Origin of the sequence: Mannheimia glucosida, from assembly GCF_046267875.1 — a bacterium.
GTDB lineage: Bacteria > Pseudomonadota > Gammaproteobacteria > Enterobacterales > Pasteurellaceae > Mannheimia > Mannheimia glucosida.
In genome coordinates this window covers 1,599,365-1,614,686 of sequence record NZ_CP176502.1, presented here as the reverse complement: position 1 = coordinate 1,614,686, position 15,322 = coordinate 1,599,365, and the positions used below count along the sequence as shown (strand labels likewise).

General features: G+C 42.0%; 15 protein-coding genes. 7 read left to right on the top strand and 8 right to left on the bottom strand.

All coding sequences use genetic code 11. From position 1 onward, the window contains the following. Positions 1–9: 9 nt before the first annotated feature. Together efeB and ACJ7Z2_RS07895 are read left to right on the top strand one after the other, a co-directional pair. Positions 10–1,203 carry an iron uptake transporter deferrochelatase/peroxidase subunit gene (gene efeB, locus ACJ7Z2_RS07900; RefSeq protein WP_409499924.1) on the top strand — a complete coding sequence of 398 codons (1,194 nt, stop codon included), beginning with the start codon at positions 10–12 and terminating at the stop codon, positions 1,201–1,203. A 19-nt stretch (positions 1,204–1,222) separates the two neighbouring features. Then, a complete protein-coding gene (locus ACJ7Z2_RS07895) occupies positions 1,223–1,843 on the top strand; it encodes a Fe2+/Pb2+ permease (protein WP_409499923.1) in 621 nt (206 codons plus the stop codon). A 33-nt stretch (positions 1,844–1,876) separates the two neighbouring features. Here ACJ7Z2_RS07895 and ACJ7Z2_RS07890 read toward each other — a convergent pair whose 3' ends face one another. From ACJ7Z2_RS07890 to sbcB, 3 genes are read right to left on the bottom strand one after another with little or no spacing between them, the layout of a single operon-like run. Continuing rightward, positions 1,877–2,695 (bottom strand): PHP domain-containing protein, encoded by an 819-nt coding sequence (locus ACJ7Z2_RS07890; protein ID WP_409499922.1) that lies wholly within the window; start codon positions 2,693–2,695, stop codon positions 1,877–1,879. An 11-nt stretch (positions 2,696–2,706) separates the two neighbouring features. Next, complete coding sequence (locus ACJ7Z2_RS07885; protein WP_409499921.1) at positions 2,707–3,306, bottom strand: DNA glycosylase; 600 nt, start codon at positions 3,304–3,306, stop codon at positions 2,707–2,709. Further along, a complete protein-coding gene (gene sbcB / locus ACJ7Z2_RS07880; protein WP_409499920.1) occupies positions 3,303–4,850 on the bottom strand; it encodes an exodeoxyribonuclease I in 1,548 nt (515 codons plus the stop codon). The genes ACJ7Z2_RS07885 and sbcB overlap by 4 nt, the downstream gene beginning before the upstream one ends. 403 nt (positions 4,851–5,253) lie before the next feature. Between sbcB and asnS the strand changes: the two genes are divergently transcribed. Further along, positions 5,254–6,657: an asparagine--tRNA ligase gene (asnS, locus tag ACJ7Z2_RS07875; RefSeq protein ID WP_409499919.1), complete on the top strand. Its 1,404-nt coding sequence runs from the start codon at positions 5,254–5,256 to the stop codon at positions 6,655–6,657. A gap of 99 nt (positions 6,658–6,756) precedes the next feature. Here asnS and epmB read toward each other — a convergent pair whose 3' ends face one another. Both epmB and ACJ7Z2_RS07865 read right to left on the bottom strand, forming a co-directional pair. Then, a complete protein-coding gene (epmB, locus tag ACJ7Z2_RS07870) occupies positions 6,757–7,749 on the bottom strand; it encodes an EF-P beta-lysylation protein EpmB (protein WP_409499918.1) in 993 nt (330 codons plus the stop codon). Between the two features lie 53 nt (positions 7,750–7,802). Beyond that, positions 7,803–8,372: a hypothetical protein gene (locus ACJ7Z2_RS07865; RefSeq protein ID WP_409499917.1), complete on the bottom strand. Its 570-nt coding sequence runs from the start codon at positions 8,370–8,372 to the stop codon at positions 7,803–7,805. A gap of 166 nt (positions 8,373–8,538) precedes the next feature. Between ACJ7Z2_RS07865 and efp the strand changes: the two genes are divergently transcribed. Next, on the top strand, positions 8,539–9,105 hold the full coding sequence (gene efp, locus ACJ7Z2_RS07860; protein WP_006250738.1) for an elongation factor P: 567 nt from the start codon (positions 8,539–8,541) through the stop codon (positions 9,103–9,105). Between the two features lie 67 nt (positions 9,106–9,172). Here efp and ACJ7Z2_RS07855 read toward each other — a convergent pair whose 3' ends face one another. Further along, positions 9,173–10,063, bottom strand: a complete 891-nt coding sequence (locus ACJ7Z2_RS07855; RefSeq protein WP_409499916.1) for a LysR family transcriptional regulator — start codon at positions 10,061–10,063, stop codon at positions 9,173–9,175. Positions 10,064–10,169: 106 nt separating this feature from the next. Between ACJ7Z2_RS07855 and ACJ7Z2_RS07850 the strand changes: the two genes are divergently transcribed. From ACJ7Z2_RS07850 to glnS, 3 genes are all read left to right on the top strand, one after another. Beyond that, positions 10,170–10,745, top strand: coding sequence for an NAD(P)H-binding protein (locus ACJ7Z2_RS07850; protein ID WP_409499915.1), 576 nt, complete (start codon positions 10,170–10,172; stop codon positions 10,743–10,745). 50 nt (positions 10,746–10,795) lie between these two features. Continuing rightward, positions 10,796–11,239, top strand: coding sequence for a nuclear transport factor 2 family protein (locus tag ACJ7Z2_RS07845; RefSeq protein ID WP_409499914.1), 444 nt, complete (start codon positions 10,796–10,798; stop codon positions 11,237–11,239). Between the two features lie 160 nt (positions 11,240–11,399). Next, on the top strand, positions 11,400–13,070 hold the full coding sequence (glnS, locus tag ACJ7Z2_RS07840) for a glutamine--tRNA ligase (RefSeq protein ID WP_409499913.1): 1,671 nt from the start codon (positions 11,400–11,402) through the stop codon (positions 13,068–13,070). Positions 13,071–13,393: 323 nt separating this feature from the next. Here glnS and gdhA read toward each other — a convergent pair whose 3' ends face one another. Together gdhA and bamE are read right to left on the bottom strand one after the other, a co-directional pair. Beyond that, positions 13,394–14,734: an NADP-specific glutamate dehydrogenase gene (gene gdhA, locus ACJ7Z2_RS07835; RefSeq protein ID WP_409499912.1), complete on the bottom strand. Its 1,341-nt coding sequence runs from the start codon at positions 14,732–14,734 to the stop codon at positions 13,394–13,396. Between the two features lie 192 nt (positions 14,735–14,926). Then, positions 14,927–15,268, bottom strand: a complete 342-nt coding sequence (bamE, locus tag ACJ7Z2_RS07830) for an outer membrane protein assembly factor BamE (protein WP_126302100.1) — start codon at positions 15,266–15,268, stop codon at positions 14,927–14,929. Positions 15,269–15,322 lie beyond the last annotated feature (54 nt).

Genomic DNA, 15,322 nt, shown 5'->3' with positions numbered 1-15,322 from the left:
GGAGTAAAAATGATGGCAGAAACCACTTCTCGCCGTGATTTTTTAAAACATACCGCATTGGTAGGAGCAGGCTTATTGTCTGCTCCTGCTTTTGGTTTAGAATCACGCCCATTACCGCAACAGCCGAATCAATATGATTTTTACGGCAAACATCAAGCCGGCATTACCACGCCGGCACAAAAACACATCTACTTTTTAGTATTGGATTTAGACACCACCGACATCGCCAAAGTAAAAACTCTGTTTAAAAACTGGACGGAATATAGCCGTAACCTTACGCTTGGCAAAAATGTGAAGCCTTATAGTGCCAATGCTTATGTTCCACCGGCAGATACCGGTGAGGCAGATAGCCTTTCGGCACAAAATCTCACTCTTACTTTTGGCGTCAGTGCCAATTTCTTTACAAAACTCGGCATTGAAAAACATAAGCCGGAAGCACTAAAAGATTTACCACATTTTCCTCGTGATCAACTACAAGCAGAATACACCGGTGGCGATATTTGCATTCAAGCCTGTGCAGACGATCCACAAGTGGCTTTCCACGCTGTACGTAATTTGGTGCGTGTTGCCCGTGGTGAAATCAAAATGAAATGGTCGCAAATGGGGTTTAACTCCTTTGCGAATCAAGACACGCCTCGTAACTTATTCGCTTTTAAAGACGGTACTGCCAACGCAGAAAGTTTAAAAGATCAGGAAAACACCGTATGGGTGCAGCAAGACGGCTGGCTGAAAGGCGGTTCTTACTTAGCCGTTCGCCGTGTTAAAATGTTCTTGGAAACTTGGGATCGCACCCATCTGCAATCCCAAGAAGAAACCTTTGGTCGTCACCGTGATTCCGGAGCCGGTATCGGGCATCAGCACGAATTTGATAAATTAGATTTAGCCAAAAAAGACGAAAAAGGCAATGCAGTAATTCCGGAAGTTTCACACGCTCATATTGCCAATAAAACGGGGCTGAAGATCCTACGCCGTTCATTTTCCTATTCCAGCGGTATTGATGATAAAGGACAATTTGACTCAGGGTTGTTGTTTGTCTCTTTCCAACAAAGTCCGGAGCAATTTATCAAAATCCAAAATGCTCTTGGCAATGTAGATAAAATGAATGAATACATCACTCATATCGGCAGTGGTTTATTTGCCTGTTTTGCCGGTGTAAAAGATGAAAATGACTACCTTGGCAAAGCCTTGTTTGATTTAATTTAAGGAAGAAAAGGAAAATAGAATGAAATTAAAAACCTTAGTGCTGATTCCGTTACTCTTTTCGAGTACGTTATTGCTTGCCAAAGTGAATGTCAGCCCCTTATTTGTTCAGCTTTCCGATGCAATGGCAGAGAGTAAAAAAGGGGATTTTGCAAAATCCAGCCAAAATTTGACCGCTTTACAGCACGATTTTGAGCAGATTACCCAGCACGATTCCCTCGCCGGAGTTGAAGTACAGACCGCTCTGAAAAAAGCGATTGAAACACCCAATGCTGAAAACTTAGAGAGCCTTTCTAAAAAACTCTATGCGTTTGAAAAAGAACAAAACCCTAGCGGTTATGCCAAAAAACATCAGGATTTTGTGGCAAAAATGACACCGCTTTATGTAGAGCTTGCTCAAACCGTGCCGACTCAAGAGATCGCCAAAATCAAATGGGCGGCTTATCAGTTTGGCAAGAATTGGGTAAAACAGGAAAAAGCAGTACGGGAAATCAGTCTTCCCCATTATGGCAAATTTGAACGTATTCTCGGTTTAATGCGAATTAATCTGAACGCTGAAAAGCCGGATATGGCAAAAATCAGTGAGCTGGTTTCCGAACTAGGTGTAGTAATGGCAGACTTTAATCAAGTTAAAGTAAAATAAAAAAATCGGGGAAAATTATTTGCCCCGATAACACTAGAATAACGTCCAAATCGGTTTACATTCTTTGGGTAATTCCAAACTTTTACCGAGCTCAATCCAGCCGGTTGGATAGTGGAAATCAGAACCAACCGAGCCATATAAATCAAACTCTTTTGCCCAACGGGTAAGTAATTGCCGTTGGTCGGGTGTTTGTCCGCAGCCTGATACTTCAATGCCATCGCCTCCGGCTTGCTTGAAATCTGCAATTAAACGGCGAACCCAACGAGCAGTCATTTTATAGCGTAATGGGTGAGCAATCGAAATTACACCGCCTGCGATGTGGGTGACATTCACCGCTTCTTCTAAACTGCTCCATCTCGGTTTCACATAGGCAGGTTTTCCCATTCCCAAATAACGTTTAAAGGCGTGTTCAATATTACGTACATAGCCTTTTTCATACAAAAAACGCCCATAATGTGCTCGAGTTACCTCCCCTGTTGCCAACGCTTTTGCCCCCTCATAGGCATTCGCAATCCCGACTTTTGCTAATTTTTCGCCAATTTCGACCGCTCGTGCTTCCCTTAATTGGGCTTGGTTATCCAAAAACCTCACCAATTCCTCGTTGTTTTCATCAATATTCAACGCTGCAAGATGAATGCTTTTCTCTTGCCATAAAATTGAGATTTCCACCCCAGAGATAAACTCAAGCGGTTGATTTTGGGCAAAATTTTTCGCCTCTCTAATGCCCGAAATCGTATCGTGATCGGTTAAAGCTAACATTGTTACCCCTTGCTCCACCGCACGTTGAACCAATTCAGTCGGGGAAAGTACACCATCAGAGGCAGTACTGTGGGCGTGTAAATCATATTTCATTTTATTTATCCTTAAATTAAGCCGGCAGTCCTAAAAAATTGGCGATAGGCTTCGGTTTTGTTGGCTAAGCTGAGTGGATAAGCTCTCGAAGTCGAAGGCAGACGATATAAATAAAGTTCTCTTGTGGCGGAATAAGGATAGACCACCCATTCATTGGTTTTCGGTGCTTTGTGTTTTTCCGGCAATAAACCGAGCAATGTATCGGTTGCCAAACCACCTGTGGTAAATAACCATTTCAGTTTAGGTAATTTGAGCAACAGTTCGTCCATATCGATAGGATCAACAATTTTTAAATCTTTATCTGAAGCATTTCCTTTTAAACGAATCGCTGTTTTTGCCGAAGAACAAAGAGCAATGCCCTTTTCTCGCAAAAATGCCTCAATCTGAACAGGGTCAAAGCGTTTTTCTTCGCCCACTCGGAAATAGTCAGGGTCATCATAAAAAATATTGCCCATAATTCGCCACATATCATTTTGGAAATTCGGGTAATGAAATTCCATACAACGCTTTTCCGATGTTGGGGGAAAAGTGCCGACCATCACCACTGTTGCTTGTTCAGGCAAAATAGGGTCAAACGGGTGCTGTTCTAGCGGTAAATTATCTATTGTCATTTAATCAACTCTTTTAACATCTTGAGCTTTTCGGTTTTATCTAGAGGCTGTTCCGCTACTCTGTTAAGCTCGCTCAGCAATTTTTCATCTTTTGCAACATTTTGACCATAAATGACCGCTTGTTGTTGCGAAATCTGCTCTGCGTAAGCGGTCAAGTTTTCCAATAATTTTACCTTTGCCGGATTATCGTGATGTTGTTGGAACAAGTCGTCAATCGATTGGGCGAATTGTTCGGCTTTTGCCTCAATTTGCTGGTTGCAATGTTTCTGCCATTTGATCTGCTCGGCTCGACTGAGTGTTTGTGGATAGTGCCTTGCTCGGTAATGGAATAGTAACGCATCTACTCGAGGATCTTCAAATTTCAAGCCGTGATTGGCTAAATCTTCAGGTGGTAGCGTGCGTAAAATCGCCATATTATTTTTATCCGCAGGCGAGAAAAAGCCATCATACAAAGTGGTTTCTACATTGGCCGAAGGCTCAAATGTGCGTTCGTCAGTAAAGATTTCCAGCACTTTTTCTCGCACTAATGATTTCTGAGCTTTGAGAGCTTTCAAATTTTCTAAACATAATGCTCTATCAATACCTAACCGCTCTGCATTTTCAGGTAACAAGGTTTTTGCCGGTGCTAAAATCGGACATTTATTAATATGCACTAATTTCAACGGCACAGGTAGCTCATTTTCGGCTAATTCATCTCGTTTGGTGTATAAGCGTTGGCGTAAAACCTCCGCATTTTCAGTCAATAAACCATTCATATCGCCCGATAAATCACACACAATTACGGCGTTTTGGTTAGTTGGGTGCCAAGCAAGCGGCACAACCCAAGCGGTATTGCCCCGATAATTGCCCAGCATACCGGAAACGTGTACAAGCGGTGTCATTTCGCCGGTGTCAATTAACTTCTCCACCTCTTTTTTACTGCGTAAATTGAAGAAAAAATCGAACAGTTTCGGCTGTTTTTGCTTAATTAATTTTGCCATTGCAATGGTGGCATACACATCAGACATCGCATCGTGTGCATTTTCGTGAGCAATCCCATTGGCTTTGGTGAGGTTTTCCAACTTAAAACTCGGCATACCCGCTTCGTCTGTTGGCCACTCAATACCATCAGGTCGTAACGCATAGCAGGCACGCACTAAATCCAATAAATCCCAACGTGAATTACCGTTTTTCCAGCTATATTCATAAGGATCGTAAAAATTGCGGAAGAAGGTATAACGGGTCATCTCATCATCATAACGAATATTGTTATAACCGATAGTACAAGTATTCGCTCGGCTAAATTCAGCGTGAATTCGGGCTGCAAATTCCGGCTCAGATACACCTTCAGCGTTACATTGTTGCGGTGTAATCCCGGTAACCATCACCGCTTCGGGGCTGGGTAAATAATCCGGCGTTTGCTTACAAAAAAACATTACCGGTTCACCGATAATATTAAAATCCGCATCGGTTCGAATACCGGCAAATTGTGCCGGACGATCTAACGCCGGACTCACGCCGAAACTTTCATAATCGTAAAAGAAAAAAGAGAATTTATCGCTCATTCGTTCAATTTGTTAGAAAAAAATTGGGGTGATTGTAGCACAGTAAGGCAGAAAGGAGGGAATACAAGCGGTCAATTTCCGTTAGAAATTTGCAAATGCTAAAATAAAAAAAAGCCCCTAATCAAAAAAAGCGAAAAGGGGCGGAGGTCTTACCTAAGGAAATATGAAAAAAACTTGCATAAATCTGTTACATATACTCAGACTGCCTAACTGAACGAAAGTTCATTAAAAAATAAAAAATTTTTTAACACCAAGCAAAATCAGATTTAACTACTTGCAATGCTTATATAGACTCACAAATTTGCAAATAATTCCGTAAAATTATTATATTTCCCCCTATTTTCTTGTAGAATACGAAACGTTTCTTATATTAAAACTCACAATAAAGAATTTGAGGTATTCAATGTCTAAATTTCCAACAGTTTCGGAAATCCTATCCGGCAAAGTAGCGGTAGGTGAAGAAGCGACAGTGCGTGGTTGGGTGCGTACCCGCCGTGATTCAAAAGCCGGTTTATCTTTCTTGAGCATTTACGATGGTTCTTGCTTTGATCCGATTCAAGCGATTATTAATAACGATTTACCAAATTATAATGACGAAGTATTACGTTTAACCGCAGGTTGCTCTGTGGTGGTGACCGGTAAAGTTGTGGAATCCCCTGCTGAAGGTCAAGCCGTTGAATTACAAGCAAGTAAAGTGGAAGTGCTTGGTTGGGTGGAAGATCCTGATACCTACCCAATGGCAGCGAAACGCCACTCTATCGAATATCTGCGTGAAGTCGCTCACTTACGCCCTCGTACGAACTTAATCGGTGCAGTTGCTCGTGTTCGTCACTGTTTAGCTCAAGCTATCCACCGTTTCTTCCACGAGCAAGGTTTCTATTGGGTAGCAACACCTGTAATTACCGCCTCAGATACTGAAGGTGCAGGTGAAATGTTCCGTGTTTCTACGCTGGATTTAGAAAATCTACCTCGTGGCGAAAACGGCAAAGTGGATTTTAACCAAGATTTCTTCGGTAAAGAATCGTTCTTAACCGTATCCGGCCAGTTAAATGCGGAAACCTATGCGTGTGCCTTAAGTAAAGTTTATACTTTCGGTCCGACATTCCGTGCAGAAAACTCAAACACAACTCGCCATCTTGCAGAATTCTGGATGATGGAGCCGGAAGTTGCCTTTGCCGACTTAAACGACAATGCAAAATTAGCCGAAGATATGCTGAAATATGTGTTTAAAGCGGTGCTTGCAGAACGTAAAGATGATATGGAATTTTTCGTTAAACACGTTGATAAAGAAGCGATTAGTCGTTTAGAAAACTTTATCAATTCGCCATTTGCTCAAGTAGATTACACCGATGCGATTGAGATCTTATTGAAATCCGGCAAAGAATTTGAATTCCCGGTGTCTTGGGGAATCGATCTTTCCTCTGAACACGAGCGTTTCTTAGCCGAAGAACACTTTAAATCGCCAGTGGTAGTGAAAAACTATCCAAAAGACATCAAAGCCTTCTATATGCGTTTAAATGATGACGGCAAAACGGTTGCCGCAATGGACGTTTTAGCTCCGGGAATCGGTGAAATTATCGGTGGTTCTCAACGTGAAGAACGTTTAGAAGTGTTAGATCAGCGTATGAATGAAATGGGCTTAAACCCTGAAGATTACTGGTGGTATCGTGATTTGCGTAAATACGGTACAGTGCCACACTCAGGTTTCGGTTTAGGTTTCGAGCGTTTAATCGTGTATGTAACCGGGTTACAAAACATTCGTGATGTAATCCCATTCCCTCGTGCTCCACGCAATGCGAACTTCTAATTTGCAAAAAAGTAAGAGAATTTAACCGCTTGCAACAAGCGGTTAAAAAAGGCGAAAATTTTACCATTTTCGCCTTTTGTTTTTTGATTTCTGTTTAAGCTAACCTTTCAAAATTTTATTTGGCTCTTTCGCTATTTCTCTTGCCAGCTTCGGCACAAGATAGCCTGAGCTAATGCGTTGCAATTCTCGGTAAATCTCACCAGCCTGTTCATCTTCAATATAGAAATGGCTCGCCCCTGCCACTTTATCAAATAAATGCAAATAGTAAGGCAAAATCCCATATTCAAAAAGTTTATCACTTAACCTTTTTAAGATTTGAGCATTATCGTTTACACCTTTTAACATCACCGATTGATTCAGCAATACAACGCCGGCTTTTTTCAGTTGAGCCATTTTGTTTGCAAAAACAGCATCAATTTCATTGGCGTGATTAATATGGGTAACCAACACCACATTCAAGCGAGATTTTGATAACCGTTCACATAATTCTGTCGTAATTCGATTGGGAATAACGACCGGCAAGCGTGAATGAATACGCAGGGTTTTGATATGCGAAATCTGCTCTAATTGCGTTAATATCCAATCTAATTCCTGATCTTTTGCCATTAGCGGATCACCACCGGACAGAATCACTTCCTCCAGCTCGGGATGCTCAGCAATATAAGTTAGTCCCTGTTGCCACACAGCTTTACCGCTTTTCACTTCCTCATAAGGGAAATGACGGCGGAAACAGTAACGGCAGTTAATTGCACAACTGTTTTTAAGCATAAATAACAAACGGTTGTAGTATTTATGTAAAATATTCGGTGCCGGGCTTTGTTGCTCTTCCAATGGATCTACCACAAACCCCTCTGCCTCAATAAATTCCGCCTGTGAAGACATTGCTTGCAAAAAAAGCGGATCGTTTGGGTTACCCTTTTCCATTTTTTCGGCGAACATTCTTGGCACTCGAAGAGCAAATAATTTACGGGCAGCTATATCGCCCTCAAAATCATTTGGATTGAGTTCAAGAAATTGCAATAAGTCGATAGGGTTATTAAAGGCTTGAGCCAGCTCGGTTAGCCAAAGCGGTTTGAGTTGAATTGGTTGCATTGAATATTGTAGATACAAGGGGCAGGTTTTAGCCTGCCCGCAAATAAAAATAATTATGGAATTAAGTTACATTGTAATGGCGTGCCATTTGGATTAACCATTACAGTTGGTGAGGTTTGTACACCTTGTGCAGCGACTAGGTATTGCACGCCTGAAATACAATAACGGCGATAACCATCGGTTTTTTCTACTAAAAACGGATCGATTTGACCGCCAATACTCTTAAATTCCGCAATAGCAGGTGCTGACGCGTTTGCAACATTTTCAGCAGAATTGACCGCTTGTGCATTTGCACCCGCCGGCTGGCTAGGCTGATTGGCGTGTGCATTCGATGACATCATATCACCTAAAATATAACCGGCTGCTGCCCCCATCGCTACATTTGCCATCGTACTGCCTTGACGCACTTGTGGCTGGGCAGTTGCACTGTTTGGTGTATTCGCAAAAGTAGCATCTTTTTGTTGCGTTTGCTGGTTTGTGGTTGATTTTTGGGAAGTCACCGGCTTAGTTACTACCGCTCTTGACGGGCTAACAGAACGGAAACTCCCGCCTCCACGCTTTGCCTCTGCCACGGTTGCAACAGAAACGGCTAAAATCGCAGAAAGAGTAATCAGTTTTTTCATTCTCATTCCTTATCAATAAAGTTTGAAAAATTATAGCAAAAATCGCAAGAGATCTTTCGCTAATTTTGTGAATTTAGGTTATTATATGGCTCTTTTTGACAAACCCAATAGGGTTGGGTTCAAAATTTGTTAATTTATTGTTATTTTTTAAATAATTGAGGAAATAATGGCTAGCTACAGCACTAACGACTTTAAAAAAGGTTTAAAATTTATTCAAGATGGCGAACCTTGTGTAATCGTTGAAAACGAATTCGTAAAACCGGGTAAAGGCCAAGCATTTACCCGTACTAAAATCCGTAAATTAATCTCTGGCAAAGTATTAGAGATCAACTTCAAATCAGGCACTTCTGTTGAAGCGGCTGATGTAGTAGATTCTAACTACAACTACTCTTACAGCGATGGCGATTTCTGGTACTTTATGCACCCTGAAACCTTTGAACAAATCTCAGTAGATGAAAAAGCGTTAGGCGACAACGTAAAATGGTTAGTTGATAATGCAGAATGTATCGTGACTTTATGGAACGGTTCAGCGATTGCAGTCACACCACCAAACTTCGTTGAGTTAGAAATCGTCGAAACCGACCCGGGCTTAAAAGGCGATACTGCAGGTACAGGCGGTAAACCGGCAACATTAAGCACCGGTGCGGTGGTAAACGTGCCTTTATTCGTTCAAATCGGTGAAGTTATCCGTGTGGATACCCGTTCAGGCGAATATGTTTCTCGTGTGAAATAATTTAACTCCTTCTACAAGCGGTCGTTTTTGGTCAATTTTTTGCTAAAAACGACCGCTTATTTTTTACCTATCCTCTCAGCGCATCAATTAACACTTTCAACAAAGGCGAATTTTGGCGACGGTTGGGGTAATAGAGATGATAACCCTCATACTGCATTGCCCAGTCAGTTAAAATCGGCACAAGGCTGCCGTTATCCAACTCGGTTTGAATACTGTCTTGCGGACTCCAAAGAATGCCTAAACCTTGCTTGGCATAGTGTTTCAGCAATAAGCCGTTATTGGCAGTAAGATTGCCCTGCGGTTGGAATTTAACGATTTTCTTGGTGATGGGATCCCGAAATTCCCACGCCAGAATGCCGCCCAATGTCGCAAGACGATGTTTGAGGCAATGGTGTTCAGTTAAATCAAAGGGCGTTTTCGGCGTGCCGTGCTGTGCCAAATAGTTGGGGCTGGCAGCTGCGGTCATTTTCACATCGGGCGAAATGCGTAGTGCAATCATATCTTTCGCCACATCTACCCCAAGCCGAATGCCGGCATCAAAACGCTCGGCGACAATATCTACAAAGCGATCTTCCGCCGCCAGTTCCAACGCCACTTCAGGGTAGCGTTTAGCAAATTCAGCGAATTTATCTGCCAACACATCACGAAAAACGTGTTCGTTGCCGTTAATTCTCAGCCCACCTTTTAACGCATTGCGAAACTCACTCAGCCCGTTCACTTCTTGATCGATTTCATCAAACAGCGGTAACAACCTTTGATACAACCGCTCCCCTGCCTCAGTGGTTGAAATGCTGCGAGTGGTGCGATGAAACAGCTTGATTTTCAACCTCTCTTCAATCCCCCGAATGCTGTGCGACAACGCCGACTGCGACACGCCCATCTGCGCCGCCGCTTTGGTAAAACTGCCCGTTTGCGCCACCAGCAAAAAGGCTCTTAAATCGTTGAGGTTTTCTTTCATTTAACCACCTTATTAATGAATTTTTCTCATTACTTCAAACAATTTTACCCCACTAATCAAATGCAATCTACATCGCTATACTTGTTTCATTCAATGGAGAACAGCAATGAAACAGATCTTAATTTTAGGGGCAAGCGGTAGCCTTGCGAATGTCGTTATTCCTGAACTTCTAAAAGATGACAATGTGCAATTAACTCTTTTCGTCCGTCGTCCACAGTCGGTAGCGAAATTTCAAAGTGAACGCGTCAAAATCGTACAAGGCGATGTGTTGGATTTCCACGCATTAACCCAAGCAATGCAAGGCGTTGATGCCGTTTACGCTGGACTTGCCGGCGACTTAAAAGCGATGGCGGAAAATATGGTGAAAGCAATGAATAACGCTCAGGTAAAACGCTTGGTTTGGATTAGCTCAATGGGGATTTATGGCGAAACCGGCGAAGATCACGGGGCAATTTTAGAGCCTTACCGCCAATCGGCAGCCGTGATTGAAGCCAGCGAGTTGGATTATACCCTTGTTCGCCCGGGCTGGTTTACCAACGGTTCGGAAGTGCAATATCAACTGACTCACAAAGGCGAACCGTTCAAAGGGCATAATGTTTCCCGCAAATCCATTGCCGATTTTGTGGTTCGCATTTTGCGTGAAAACAGCGAAATCCGTGAAAGTGTTGGTATTGCAGCCTAACAAGCGGTGAAAAACCAAAGAAAATTTGCAAAAATCAGAAGGAAAACACAATGAACTTACAACAAATCCAAGATCGTTTAGCACTGAAAGACTTAGTAGATACCTTCTCCAACCTTGCCGATGAAAAAAAGGTTGCCGAGCAGATGCTGCTTTTTACGCCCGATGCGATTGTGCATACCTACATTGGCGGCAAATTAGTGTTTGAAATGCACGGTGTGGCGGAAATCGAACAGGTGTTTACCACCTTTTTAACGCCATTTCACCGCGTTTATCATTTAAACGGTCAGCATACGGTGACTTTTATTGATGAAAATAACGCCACTGCGATCAACTATTGTGCGGTGAAACTGGTAGAAACCAAAGAGGGCAAAGAGATCTTGCACGATCACAGCGTGCGTTATGCCGATACCTACGTTAAACAAGAGGGCAAATGGTTGATTGCCAAACGGATTGCGAATTTTATGATCAGCGAAAGCCGTGAAATCAGTCAATAACAAGCGGTTAACTTTAGCTAAAAATTTGCAATTCCATTTCATCTTACTAAAACAGCAAAATTCTTTGGAGGAAACCGAGGAATTTTGCTTTAGTCTTTAAGTCTGTTTCAATTAAGTGTAGAATAATCCGTTATTTTTATTGATACATTTAGAGAGAACTATGAGCGAAGAAATTTTAACGGCAGAAACTGGCACTCGAGCCAATTTTATTACCCATATTATTGATGAAGATTTAGCAAGCGGAAAGCACAACAATGTTTACACCCGTTTCCCGCCTGAGCCAAACGGTTATTTGCATATCGGACACGCTAAATCGATCTGCTTAAACTTTGGTATCGCTCAAGATTATAACGGTTTATGTAACTTGCGTTTTGATGACACCAATCCGGTTAAAGAAGACGTGGAATATGTAGATTCAATTAAGCAAGATGTGGAGTGGCTAGGTTTTAAATGGGAGGGTGAGCCTCGTTATGCCTCAGACTATTTCGACCAGCTTTATGGCTACGCGATTGAGTTAATCAACAAAGGATTAGCCTATGTTGATGAATTATCGCCTGATGAAATGCGTGAATACCGTGGTACTTTAACCGAGCCGGGCAAAAACAGCCCTTACCGTGATCGTAGCGTGGAAGAAAACTTAGCGTTATTCGAAAAAATGAAAAACGGAGAGTTTGCGGAAGGGAAAGCCTGCTTGAGAGCAAAAATTGATATGGCTTCTCCGTTTATTGTAATGCGAGATCCGGTGCTTTACCGTGTGAAATTTGCTCACCACCATCAAACCGGTGATAAATGGTGCATCTACCCGATGTACGATTTTACCCACTGCATTTCCGATGCGATTGAGCGAATCACCCACTCGCTATGTACGTTGGAGTTCCAAGATAACCGCCGCCTATATGATTGGGTGCTGGACAATATTTCGATTGAAAGACCATTACCGCACCAATACGAATTTTCACGTTTAAATTTAGAAGGCACTTTAACCTCTAAGCGTAAATTATTAAAATTAGTCACAGATGGCATTGTTGATGGTTGGAATGACCCTCGTATGCCAACCATTTCCGGCTTACGCCGCCGTGGTTATACTCCAGCATCTTTACGTGAATTTTGTCGCCGTATTGGGGTAACCAAGCAAGATAACGTGGTTGAATACTCTGCACTTGAGGCTTGTATTCGTGAAGATTTAAATGAAAACGCACCACGCGCGATGGCGGTGATTAACCCGGTTCGAGTAGTGATTGAAAACTTCGGTGAAAAGGAAATCTTAAAAGCCCCTAATCACCCGAATCGTCCGGAGCTTGGCGAGCGTGATTTACCGTTCACCCGTGAGATTTATATCGATGAAGCCGACTTCCGTGAAGAAGCCAATAAGCAATATAAACGCTTGGTCTTAGGTAAAGAAGTGCGTTTACGCAATGCCTATGTGATTAAGGCCGAACGTGTGGAGAAAGATGCAAGCGGTCGAATTTCAACTATTTTTTGCACATACGACCCGGATACATTAGGCAAAAACCCGGCTGACGGTCGCAAAGTAAAAGGCGTGATTCATTGGGTATCGGCTGAAGATAACAAACCGGCAGAGTTTCGCATTTACGACCGCCTATTTACCGTACCAAACCCGGGTGCGGAAGAAGACATCAATGCGGTGCTAAATCCTGAATCATTAGTGGTTAAGCATGGTTTTGTTGAGCCAAGTTTAGCACAAGCCAAACCCGAACAAGGCTATCAATTCGAGCGTGAAGGTTACTACTGCTTAGACAGCAAAGATGGTTCGGCAGACAACCTTGTATTTAACTTAACTGTCAGCTTAAAAGAAAGCGTAGCGTTCTAATCTAACTCTCTTCATTCAAATACCAGCAAATATGCTGGTATTTTTTTACTCTCAAAATAACTCATCAAGCATAAAAAAAGCCCCAATTCTTGGGGCCACTCGGAAAGCAAATTTATGTGTTAGGTTGCTAGGTACAACACTTATTCTTGTTGCCTTAAGGTTAAGCGAATTTACTAACAGTTTCAAACAAAATCTGTCAAAAATACAGACCAATGTTTAAATTTGTGATCTACTTCATATTTTTTCAAAAAAATGTCGTAAAACTCTAAATTTCAAACATAAAAAAGCCCTCACGAGGAGGGCTATATATATAGATATAGAGATTAAACAATACCCTGTTCTAACATCGCATTTGCCACTTTTTTGAAGCCTGCAATGTTTGCACCGTTTACATAGTTTACGAAACCATCTGCTTCAGTACCGTTTTCTACGCAGTTTTCGTGGATTGCTTTCATAATGTTGAATAAGCGTTGATCAACTTCTTCACGGCTCCAAGATAAACGAATTGCATTTTGGCTCATTTCTAAACCTGAAGTTGCTACACCACCTGCGTTAGCCGCTTTACCCGGCGCATAAAGAATTTTCGCACCGATAAAGACTTCAACCCCACCTAATGTGGTTGGCATATTCGCACCTTCTGCCACACAAATACAGCCGTTTTTCACTAATTCTTTAGCATCTTCGGTATCTAATTCGTTTTGGGTTGCACAAGGTAAAGCGATGTCACATTTCACGCCCCACGGTTTTTGACCGTCAAAGTATTTTAAGCCTTCTTCTTGTGCATATACAGATAAACGTTCACGGCGTTCGTTTTTAAGCACTAATAATGCTTGTAATTGTGCTTCTGTCATACCGGATTCAGGGAATAATACATAACCGTTAGAATCGGAAACCGTTAATACTTTACCGCCTTTTTGAATTACTTTTTCAGCCGCATATTGTGCCACGTTACCTGAACCGGAAATCACCACTGATTTACCTTCAATCTGCTGACCTTTAGTCGCTAACATAGACTCTGCAAAATACACCGCACCATAACCTGTTGCTTCAGGACGAATTAAGCTACCGCCCCAAGTAAGCGATTTACCGGTTAATACTGACGTAAACTCATTGCGTAATTTTTTGTATTGACCGAACATATAGCCGATTTCACGACCGCCCACGCCGATATCACCTGCAGGTACGTCAGTATCCGCACCAATGTGGCGATATAACTCGCTCATAAATGCTTGGCAGAACCGCATTACTTCGGCATCAGATTTGCCTTTCGGGTCAAAGTCTGAACCACCTTTACCACCGCCCATTGGCAATGTCGTTAACGCATTTTTGAATACTTGCTCAAAGGCTAAGAATTTTAATACGCCTAAATCAACCGTTGGGTGGAAACGAATACCACCTTTATATGGGCCGATTGCCGAGCTCATTTGCACACGGTAACCACGGTTTACTTGTACTTGGCCTTTATCATCAACCCAAGTTACACGGAAACTAATTACACGCTCAGGCTCAACAATACGCTCTAATAAACCTTGTTGGGTGTATTTTGGATTTTTGGCTAAAAATGGGGCAAGGCTCCCGAACACTTCTTCAACCGCTTGGTGGAAAGGTGCTTGGTTCGGATCACGTTGTTTGATTTTTTGAAAAAGTGCGTTTAAATCGCTCATTTACTACTCCTGAATTTTATTTTGATGTTGTGTATTTAAGATGTGCGAAGTCTAGCAAGCAATTTGGCGTTTGAAAAGAGAGATTAGAAAAATTTATCATTAAAATAAGAAAAATTAAGTCTAATTGCTGTTTTTTTACTCAAAAAAATAAAGCCCACTTTGAAAGTGAGCTTTATTGATTCGGTAATCTGATTATTTTTGTTCCGCATTCGCATTGCTGTCATCAATTTTTGAGACTAACCCTTTAGCATCAAAATACACAAACAGATTGCGTTGTTCAGGATCTTTATAACCTTCACGTTTAATAAACACATAATCCCAGCGGTGGGTTTCAAAAATGTTCTTCAACATTGGCGTGCCAAGCAAATACTCAACTTGCTCTGCTGTCATACCGACTTTAAGTTGAGCAATTTTATCTTGTTCTAAGTAATTGCCTTGCGGTACATCAATACGATACACCACTTTCTCAACGGTTGAGCAAGCCGTTACGCCCAGTGCAAGCAACATTGCAGCTAAAAGAGATTTCATTTTCATAATTGACCTTTTGATAATCCAAAATTCAGATAACGAGATAATACCTAAACTGAT

Excerpts from the sequence above, each read along its gene's own strand:
- efp (WP_006250738.1), top strand. The coding sequence starts at position 8,539 with ATGGCTAGCTACAGCACTAACGACTTTAAAAAAGGTTTAAAATTTATT.
- ACJ7Z2_RS07865 (WP_409499917.1), bottom strand. The coding sequence starts at position 8,372 with ATGAAAAAACTGATTACTCTTTCTGCGATTTTAGCCGTTTCTGTTGCA.
- ACJ7Z2_RS07845 (WP_409499914.1), top strand. The coding sequence starts at position 10,796 with ATGAACTTACAACAAATCCAAGATCGTTTAGCACTGAAAGACTTAGTA.
- glnS (WP_409499913.1), top strand. The coding sequence starts at position 11,400 with ATGAGCGAAGAAATTTTAACGGCAGAAACTGGCACTCGAGCCAATTTT.
- bamE (WP_126302100.1), bottom strand. The coding sequence starts at position 15,268 with ATGAAAATGAAATCTCTTTTAGCTGCAATGTTGCTTGCACTGGGCGTA.
- ACJ7Z2_RS07895 (WP_409499923.1), top strand. The coding sequence starts at position 1,223 with ATGAAATTAAAAACCTTAGTGCTGATTCCGTTACTCTTTTCGAGTACG.
- ACJ7Z2_RS07890 (WP_409499922.1), bottom strand. The coding sequence starts at position 2,695 with ATGAAATATGATTTACACGCCCACAGTACTGCCTCTGATGGTGTACTT.
- ACJ7Z2_RS07850 (WP_409499915.1), top strand. The coding sequence starts at position 10,170 with ATGAAACAGATCTTAATTTTAGGGGCAAGCGGTAGCCTTGCGAATGTC.
- efeB (WP_409499924.1), top strand. The coding sequence starts at position 10 with ATGATGGCAGAAACCACTTCTCGCCGTGATTTTTTAAAACATACCGCA.
- epmB (WP_409499918.1), bottom strand. The coding sequence starts at position 7,749 with ATGCAACCAATTCAACTCAAACCGCTTTGGCTAACCGAGCTGGCTCAA.
- asnS (WP_409499919.1), top strand. The coding sequence starts at position 5,254 with ATGTCTAAATTTCCAACAGTTTCGGAAATCCTATCCGGCAAAGTAGCG.
- sbcB (WP_409499920.1), bottom strand. The coding sequence starts at position 4,850 with ATGAGCGATAAATTCTCTTTTTTCTTTTACGATTATGAAAGTTTCGGC.
- gdhA (WP_409499912.1), bottom strand. The coding sequence starts at position 14,734 with ATGAGCGATTTAAACGCACTTTTTCAAAAAATCAAACAACGTGATCCG.
- ACJ7Z2_RS07885 (WP_409499921.1), bottom strand. The coding sequence starts at position 3,306 with ATGACAATAGATAATTTACCGCTAGAACAGCACCCGTTTGACCCTATT.
- ACJ7Z2_RS07855 (WP_409499916.1), bottom strand. The coding sequence starts at position 10,063 with ATGAAAGAAAACCTCAACGATTTAAGAGCCTTTTTGCTGGTGGCGCAA.